The 1,107-nt window shown below is 68.9% G+C and carries 1 pseudogene; it reads right to left on the bottom strand.

Annotation, left to right across the window (positions count from 1 at the left end):
• A pseudogene (locus AQJ54_RS40455) lies at nucleotides 1-1,107 on the bottom strand (hypothetical protein); the annotation flags it as partial.

Raw genomic sequence — 1,107 nt, 5'->3', positions numbered from 1 at the left:
TTCCGGTCCTCCCATTCGGGGGCCTTCGACCACCGCACGGGCGTCTGGCCGGTCCGGTCCGCCAACGCCCGGATCATCGCGGAAAGATCGTCGGGCACCGTCGTGCCACCGGTGGCCCGTGCGGGGAACCGGGGGTACATCTGGTGGTGCGGGGGCTGCCAGGCGTGGTCGTACGATCTCGTGCGGGTCTCGTGGCTTCCGGAGAACGTCGCCAAGTTCGTGTCCACCCAGTGGTACATGTCCACGAAGTCGCCGTTCAGGGCCTCGTTCAGCGCGTCCACGGGGATGGCCCGGTCATCACCGGCGACGTTGGCGGAGTAGTCGCGGAGGATCTGGCTGATGGTCGCTTCTCCAGCGAGCACGCGCGACGCGATGACCGCGTTGAGCAACTGCCGGTCCAGCACGGCCGCATCAGCATCCTGCGGTACGGGCATGACATCGCGCAGCGCCTTGAACAGCGGCGCCACGGTAAGCGTTGTGCCCGGACGCACCAGGATGCCGCGTGCCCTGAGCGCATCGATCTGGTTCTGGCTGTACCCGGCGTGGACATACTCCGGTCGCGGGGGGTGGCCGTAAACGGCCGTGCTGATCGTCTTCATACGGCTCTGGAACGTCTGCGGGTGCAGCGCGACTGCCGGATACCTGCCGGAGGCGATCAGCGCGTCGTGGAAGCGGGTCACGAAGGCGTCCACCTCGGGGGTGGCGGAAAGTAGTCCCGTCGCGATTGCCGTCTCATGGCCTCGCACGATGCCCTCGAAGCCGTGAGCCTCGACCAACTCATCGAGTCCCGACCGTCGGCCGGCGAAGGGCGGCGCCGCCCGCCGTTCGGCGACGATCGCGTGTTCATCCCCCACGTCCTCACCCGGCGGCACAGGGCCGACGGCCCTGTCGGGTGTCTCGGTCATCACCACATCCGTGCCGGACCCGCCGTCAGAGCTGGTGTCCTCATCAGAATCGGCGTCCTCGCCCGAACTGACGTCCTCGCCCGAGCCGCCCGCCTCGTCCAAGTCGGCGTCCTCGTCCGACCACTCGCTCTGCGCTTCCTCTTCCTGATCCGGCACGCCGCCTGGCCGCGGCGCAGCGCCCTGGGTCGCGGTCGGTTCGGGG

Origin of the sequence: Streptomyces griseorubiginosus (assembly GCF_001514195.1) — a bacterium.
Lineage (GTDB): Bacteria > Actinomycetota > Actinomycetes > Streptomycetales > Streptomycetaceae > Streptomyces > Streptomyces griseorubiginosus.
This window is presented reverse-complemented; position numbering and strand designations above follow the sequence as displayed.